Genomic DNA, 5,564 nt, shown 5'->3' on the forward strand with positions numbered 1-5,564 from the left:
GATATTAAAATAAAACTTTAATTTGAAAAGTGCGCGTATAGGCGTAAAACAATATATTAGGAGGATGAACTTTATCTATGAATAAAGCAATCATTGGAAAGAAACTCGGAATGAGTCAAATCTTTGCTCCGGACGGGAAAGTTATTCCGGTTACCGTAATTGAAGCGGGTCCGTGTCCGGTAGTGCAAAAGAAAACCGTCGATAACGACGGCTACGACGCTCTTCAAGTAGCGTTCGGCGAAATTAAAGAAAAGAACGTCAACAAACCTATGGCGGCTCACTTTAAGAAAGCGGGAGTAACGCCGAAGAGAGTGTTGAAGGAATTGAGACTTACTGACTGCTCGGCATATGAAGTCGGACAGGAAATCAAGTGTGACGTATTCGCGGAAGGCGATTTCGTGGACGTAACGGGAACAACGCGCGGTCGCGGTTTCTCGGGTACAATTCAAAGATGGAACACGCACCGCGGACCGATGGCACACGGCTCGGGCTATCACAGAGGAGTAGGTTCGTTATCCAGTAACTCCGATCCGTCGCGTGTATTCAAAAACAAGAAAATGCCCGGACAATACGGTAACGAACAGGTTACTATTCAAAACCTTTTGGTTGCCAAGGTTGACGCAGCTCGCAATCTTTTGCTTGTTAAGGGTGCTATCCCGGGCGCAAAAGGCAGTATAGTTGTCGTTAAACAAACTGTAAAGGCATAGGAGGTCTGAGATGGAAGCAAAAGTTTATAATATGACCGCCAAAGAAGTGGGAACGGTAACGTTAAACGACAGCGTATTCGGAGCGGAATACAACGAGTCGCTTATACATCAAGTGGTAGTTGCTCAGCTTGCCAACAAGCGTCAAGGGACGAAAAGCACGTTGACGCGCGCGGAAGTGAGAGGAGGCGGCGTTAAACCGTGGAGACAAAAAGGTACGGGTCGTGCAAGACAAGGTTCTATTCGCGCTCCGCAATGGACGGGTGGTGGCGTGGTATTCGCGCCGAAGCCAAGAGATTTCTCTCAAAAGATTAACAAGAAAGCAAAAGACGAAGCATTAAGAAGCGCGCTTTCCGCAAAACTTGCCGATAATGAACTTGTAATTGTAGATGATATCAAATTCGGTGGCAAAACAAAAGAAGCGGTTCAAATGCTTAAAGCTTTCGATTTATCCGACAAGAGAGTGTATATAGTTACGGATAATAACGACGAAATGGTTTTGAGAGCAACGGGCAACATTCAGAAATTAACGCTCGCGTCCGCAGAACTTATCAACGTATACGATTTGGTGGCAAGCGGAAAGTGTGTAATGACCAAGGGTGCCGTTAAGAAAATCGAGGAGGCATACGCACTATGAAAAATTACGATATAATTAAACGTCCGATTCTTTCGGAAAAGTGTTATGCGGGCATCAGCTCGAAGATTTACACCTTTGAAGTTGACAAGCGTGCGACCAAAACTCAAATCAAGAGTGCCGTTGAACAGATTTTCAACGTGAAAGTAAGCAAAGTCAATACGAGTAATTACGACGGAAAGCCGAAGAGACAGGGAAGAAGCGAAGGTTATACCGCAGCTTATAAGAAAGCCATTGTGTCTTTGACTGCCGACAGCAAAGCAATCGAATTTTTCGAGAGCTTAGCATAAGGAGGACAATATGGCTATTAAGAGATTCAAACCGAAGACAGCCGGCACGCGTCAAATGTCGGTCAGCACGTACGACGAGTTGACGGAAGGCGCAAAAGCGGAAAAAAGTCTTATCGAATCGCTCGGTAGGAGCGGTGGCAGAAACGCAACGGGCAGAATAACGGTAAGACATATCGGCGGCGGTAACAGACAAAAGTACAGAATTATCGATTTTAAGCGTGATAAGGATAATGTCCCCGCAAAAGTTGATTCGATTCAATATGATCCCAATCGTTCGGCGAACATTGCGCTTCTTGTATACGCAGACGGTGAAAAGAGATATATTCTCGCGCCTCTCGGACTTACGAAAGGAGATGTGGTCGAGAGCGGAGAGAACGCGGATATTAAAGTCGGTAACGCGTTGCCTCTTGCAAATATTCCCGTAGGTACGATGGTTCATAACATTGAGTTTACCGCAAAGAAAGGCGGGCAAATTGCAAGAACGGCAGGTAATGCCGCGCAACTTATGGCTAAGGAAGGCAAATATGCAACGCTTCGTATGCCGAGTGGCGAAATGAGACTTATTCCGTTGACTTGTAAGGCAACTATCGGACAAGTGGGAAATGTGGAACACGGAATAGTTTCTTTGGGTAAAGCGGGACGTAAACGTCATATGGGCGTAAGACCGACTGTCCGCGGCGTCGTTATGAATCCTTGCGATCACCCGCACGGCGGTGGTGAAGGCAAATCTCCGGTCGGTATGCCGGGACCGGTGACGCCTTGGGGCAAGCCCGCGCTCGGTCACAAGACCAGAAAGAAGAAAAACACGACGGATAAGTTTATTATCAAGAGAATTAACTAATCAGGAGATAATAGGATATGAGTAGATCAGTTAAAAAAGGACCTTACGTAGATGCAAGGTTGTTAGCAAGAGTCGAAGCTATGAACGAGTCGGGCGATAAGAAAGTCGTCAAAACTTGGTGTAGAGCTTCAACGATATTTCCGCAAATGGTCGGTCATACGATAGCCGTTCATGACGGCAAAAAACACGTACCGGTATACATAACCGAAGATATGGTTGGTTGCAAACTCGGTGAATTTGCTCCCACGCGTACATTCAAAGGTCACGCGGGCGAGAAGACGACCGGTGCTAAGTAAGGAGGAAAACTATGGCTACAAGAAGTAAAGAAAAAGCTGTTGCGCATCAAGAAAACGCCGATAAGCGTCCGACTGCGATTGCAAGATATATTAGGATTTCTCCTTTCAAAGTAAGAATAGTACTTGATATTATTCGCGGAAAGAAGTATGCGGAAGCACTTGCGATACTCGAAAATGTTCCGAATACGTCAAGCGAGCCGATAATTAAAGTTTTGAAATCCGCCGCAGCCAATGCGGAACACAATCTCGGGCTTGACAGAAGCGATTTATTTGTCGCGGAGTGTTTTGCGGATCAAGGACCTATCCTTAAAAGAGTACAGCCGGTATCTAAGGGTCGCGCACATCGCATCAACAAGCGCACAAGTCACATTACCGTTATCTTGGATACGGTGGCGAAGTAAGGAGGATAGTTATGGGACAGAAAGTTAATCCGCATGGGCTCAGAGTAGGAATAATCGACGGTTGGAATTCGCAATGGTTCGCCGAAAAGAAAACTTTTTCGGATAATTTAGTCGAAGACAACAAAATTCGTAAATTCCTTAAAAAGAAATATTATCAAGCGGCTGTAAGTAAGATTGTTATCGAAAGAGCGGCTGACAAGATTATTATCAACGTTTACACCGCTAAGCCCGGTATAATTATCGGCAGAGCGGGTGCCGGAATAGAAGATATGAAAAAAGACGTTGTTAAGCTTTGCCCTAATAAGAACATAAGCATCAACGTACTTGAAGTTAAGAGACCCGACCTTGACGCGCAACTTGTTGCTGAGGGTATAGCTGCTCAACTTGAAAAACGTATCAGTTTCAGACGCGCAATGAAGCAAGCTATCGGCAGAAGTGTAAAATCGGGTGCAAAGGGTATCAAGTGTATGGTAGGCGGACGTCTTGACGGCGCCGAAATAGCAAGATCGGAACAATATCACGAGGGATCGATTCCGCTTCAAACTTTAAGAGCGGATATAGATTACGGTTACGCTATCGCACATACGACTTTCGGTTGTATCGGCGTAAAAGTTTGGATATACAAGGGAGAAATTCTCGGAAAAGTTAATCCTGTAACGGGAGGTGTACGTTAATGTTAATGCCTAAAAGAGTTAAAAGACGTCGTGTTTCGCGTGGCAGAATGAAAGGTCGCGCAAACAAGGGCAATACGATAGCATACGGTGAGTTCGGTCTCCAATCACTTGAATGCGGTTGGATCAACTCAAACCAAATCGAAGCGGCTCGTATCGCTATGACGAGATATACTAAGCGTGGCGGACAAGTTTGGGTGGATATATTTCCGCATAAGCCCGTCACCAAGAAACCTGCCGAGACCCGTATGGGTAGCGGTAAAGGTTCGCCGGAATATTGGGTAGCAGTCGTCAAACCTGACAGAATGTTGTTTGAAATGGCGGGAATACCCGAAGAGACGGCGAGAGAAGCTTTGAGACTTGCCGCTAACAAACTGCCTGTAAAGTGCAAGTTCGTTAAGCGTGAAGTCGAAGCTCGGGAAGGAGGAGATGCAGAATGAAAGCAAGTATGATTCACAGCATGTCAAATGATGAATTGAATACAAAACTGGATGAGCTTAAAGAACAGCTTTTGTTTCTCCGCTTAAAGCACGCTACGGGGCAACAGGAAAACCCTATGGTAATGGTTGCTTGCAAGAAAGATATTGCGCGCATCTTGACTGTACTTCGCGAGCGTGAGATTGCCGAAAGCAAAAAGGCTTAAGGAGGTAGAGAGATGGCAGAAACGACGGAAAGAGGATTGAGAAAAAACAGAGTAGGCATTGTAGTAAGCGATAAGATGGATAAGACTATTGTCGTAGCTATCAGCCAAAGAGTTAAGCATCCTTTGTATAAAAAGATTGTTAACCGTACAAGTAAAGTCAAAGTTCACGATGAACAAAACGCTTGCGGTATAGGCGATAAAGTATTGATAAGCGAAACGAGAAGATTAAGTCACGACAAACATTGGCGTCTCGTCGAGATTATCGAGAAGGCTAAGTAAGGAGGAGACGTATGATACAAGCACAAACAAGATTGGTAGCTGCCGACAACACCGGCGCGAAAGAGCTTATGTGTATCAAAGTTTTAGGCGGTTCTTTCCGTAAATTCGGGAATATAGGCGATGTAATCGTCGCGTCCGTCAAGACGGCGACTCCCGGTGGCGTAGTTAAGAAAGGTGATGTTGTTAAAGCGGTAATAGTGAGAACGCACAAAGGAATCAGACGTGCGGACGGTACACATATCAAATTCGACGACAACGCGGCGGTTATTATCGATTCGCAAAAGCAACCGAGAGGCACTCGTATCTTCGGACCGATTGCAAGGGAATTGAGAGAGAAAGATTATATGAAGATTATTTCTCTTGCTCCCGAGGTGCTGTAAGGAGGAAGTATGGCAAGTTTGAATATTAGGAAAGGCGATTATGTACAAGTAATTTCCGGCGAAGAAAAGGGCAAGAGCGGAGCGGTATTATCGACTGACCCCGTTAAACGCACTGTTACGATTGACGGAATCAATATCGTTAAAAAGCACAAGAAAGCGCGTAGCGCACAAGAGCAATCGGCTATTATCAACAAAGCGGCGGCAATGGATGCGTCAAATGTTATGATTGTTTGTCCCGAATGCGGAAAAACAACGAGAGTCGCTCACAAATTTGAAGATAAAGACGGAAAGCAAATTAAGATCAGAGTTTGCAAGAAATGCGGAGCGTCGCTTGAAGTAAAGAAAGCGGTAAGCAAAGCTAAGTCTGCCGCCAAGAAAGCGACAAAAGCGTCTTCATCGACCAAAGAAGCATCGACTACCACTGC

General features: G+C 45.4%; 12 protein-coding genes. All 12 read left to right on the forward strand.

What is annotated here, in order from left to right:
* The first annotated feature begins 77 nt into the window (after window positions 1-77).
* Window positions 78-707, forward strand: a complete 630-nt coding sequence (rplC, locus tag ACMUOV_RS08910) for a 50S ribosomal protein L3 (RefSeq protein WP_413854809.1) — start codon at window positions 78-80, stop codon at window positions 705-707.
* Window positions 708-717: 10 nt separating this feature from the next.
* Window positions 718-1,341, forward strand: a complete 624-nt coding sequence (gene rplD / locus ACMUOV_RS08915) for a 50S ribosomal protein L4 (RefSeq protein WP_413854810.1) — start codon at window positions 718-720, stop codon at window positions 1,339-1,341.
* A complete protein-coding gene (gene rplW, locus ACMUOV_RS08920; RefSeq protein WP_413854811.1) occupies window positions 1,338-1,628 on the forward strand; it encodes a 50S ribosomal protein L23 in 291 nt (96 codons plus the stop codon). The genes rplD and rplW overlap by 4 nt, the downstream gene beginning before the upstream one ends.
* 10 nt (window positions 1,629-1,638) lie before the next feature.
* A complete protein-coding gene (rplB, locus tag ACMUOV_RS08925) occupies window positions 1,639-2,469 on the forward strand; it encodes a 50S ribosomal protein L2 (RefSeq protein WP_413854812.1) in 831 nt (276 codons plus the stop codon).
* 17 nt (window positions 2,470-2,486) lie between these two features.
* Window positions 2,487-2,765, forward strand: coding sequence for a 30S ribosomal protein S19 (rpsS, locus tag ACMUOV_RS08930; protein WP_413854813.1), 279 nt, complete (start codon window positions 2,487-2,489; stop codon window positions 2,763-2,765).
* 11 nt (window positions 2,766-2,776) lie between these two features.
* Entirely contained in the window at window positions 2,777-3,166 is a 390-nt protein-coding gene (gene rplV / locus ACMUOV_RS08935) for a 50S ribosomal protein L22 (protein WP_413854814.1), read from the forward strand.
* 11 nt (window positions 3,167-3,177) lie between these two features.
* Window positions 3,178-3,840: a 30S ribosomal protein S3 gene (gene rpsC, locus ACMUOV_RS08940; RefSeq protein WP_413854815.1), complete on the forward strand. Its 663-nt coding sequence runs from the start codon at window positions 3,178-3,180 to the stop codon at window positions 3,838-3,840.
* Window positions 3,840-4,277, forward strand: coding sequence for a 50S ribosomal protein L16 (gene rplP, locus ACMUOV_RS08945; protein ID WP_413854816.1), 438 nt, complete (start codon window positions 3,840-3,842; stop codon window positions 4,275-4,277). Before rpsC ends, rplP begins: the two co-directional genes overlap by 1 nt.
* Window positions 4,274-4,480 carry a 50S ribosomal protein L29 gene (rpmC, locus tag ACMUOV_RS08950; protein ID WP_413854817.1) on the forward strand — a complete coding sequence of 69 codons (207 nt, stop codon included), beginning with the start codon at window positions 4,274-4,276 and terminating at the stop codon, window positions 4,478-4,480. The genes rplP and rpmC overlap by 4 nt, the downstream gene beginning before the upstream one ends.
* A gap of 12 nt (window positions 4,481-4,492) precedes the next feature.
* Window positions 4,493-4,759: a 30S ribosomal protein S17 gene (rpsQ, locus tag ACMUOV_RS08955; RefSeq protein WP_413854818.1), complete on the forward strand. Its 267-nt coding sequence runs from the start codon at window positions 4,493-4,495 to the stop codon at window positions 4,757-4,759.
* Between the two features lie 11 nt (window positions 4,760-4,770).
* A complete protein-coding gene (rplN, locus tag ACMUOV_RS08960; protein ID WP_413854820.1) occupies window positions 4,771-5,139 on the forward strand; it encodes a 50S ribosomal protein L14 in 369 nt (122 codons plus the stop codon).
* A 9-nt stretch (window positions 5,140-5,148) separates the two neighbouring features.
* The coding region (rplX, locus tag ACMUOV_RS08965) for a 50S ribosomal protein L24 (RefSeq protein ID WP_413854821.1) at window positions 5,149-5,564 on the forward strand (416 nt) is incomplete at its 3' end.

This window comes from Candidatus Ruminimicrobium bovinum (assembly GCF_902760015.1).
Classification (GTDB): Bacteria; Elusimicrobiota; Endomicrobiia; order Endomicrobiales; family Endomicrobiaceae; genus Ruminimicrobium; species Ruminimicrobium bovinum.

Bases quoted from the DNA above. Each gene is read 5' to 3' on its own strand.
- rpsS (WP_413854813.1), top strand. From the start codon at position 2,487: ATGAGTAGATCAGTTAAAAAAGGACCTTACGTAGATGCAAGGTTGTTA.
- rplB (WP_413854812.1), top strand. From the start codon at position 1,639: ATGGCTATTAAGAGATTCAAACCGAAGACAGCCGGCACGCGTCAAATG.
- rpsC (WP_413854815.1), top strand. From the start codon at position 3,178: ATGGGACAGAAAGTTAATCCGCATGGGCTCAGAGTAGGAATAATCGAC.
- rplC (WP_413854809.1), top strand. From the start codon at position 78: ATGAATAAAGCAATCATTGGAAAGAAACTCGGAATGAGTCAAATCTTT.
- rplP (WP_413854816.1), top strand. From the start codon at position 3,840: ATGTTAATGCCTAAAAGAGTTAAAAGACGTCGTGTTTCGCGTGGCAGA.
- rplV (WP_413854814.1), top strand. From the start codon at position 2,777: ATGGCTACAAGAAGTAAAGAAAAAGCTGTTGCGCATCAAGAAAACGCC.
- rpmC (WP_413854817.1), top strand. From the start codon at position 4,274: ATGAAAGCAAGTATGATTCACAGCATGTCAAATGATGAATTGAATACA.
- rplN (WP_413854820.1), top strand. From the start codon at position 4,771: ATGATACAAGCACAAACAAGATTGGTAGCTGCCGACAACACCGGCGCG.
- rpsQ (WP_413854818.1), top strand. From the start codon at position 4,493: ATGGCAGAAACGACGGAAAGAGGATTGAGAAAAAACAGAGTAGGCATT.
- rplD (WP_413854810.1), top strand. From the start codon at position 718: ATGGAAGCAAAAGTTTATAATATGACCGCCAAAGAAGTGGGAACGGTA.
- rplW (WP_413854811.1), top strand. From the start codon at position 1,338: ATGAAAAATTACGATATAATTAAACGTCCGATTCTTTCGGAAAAGTGT.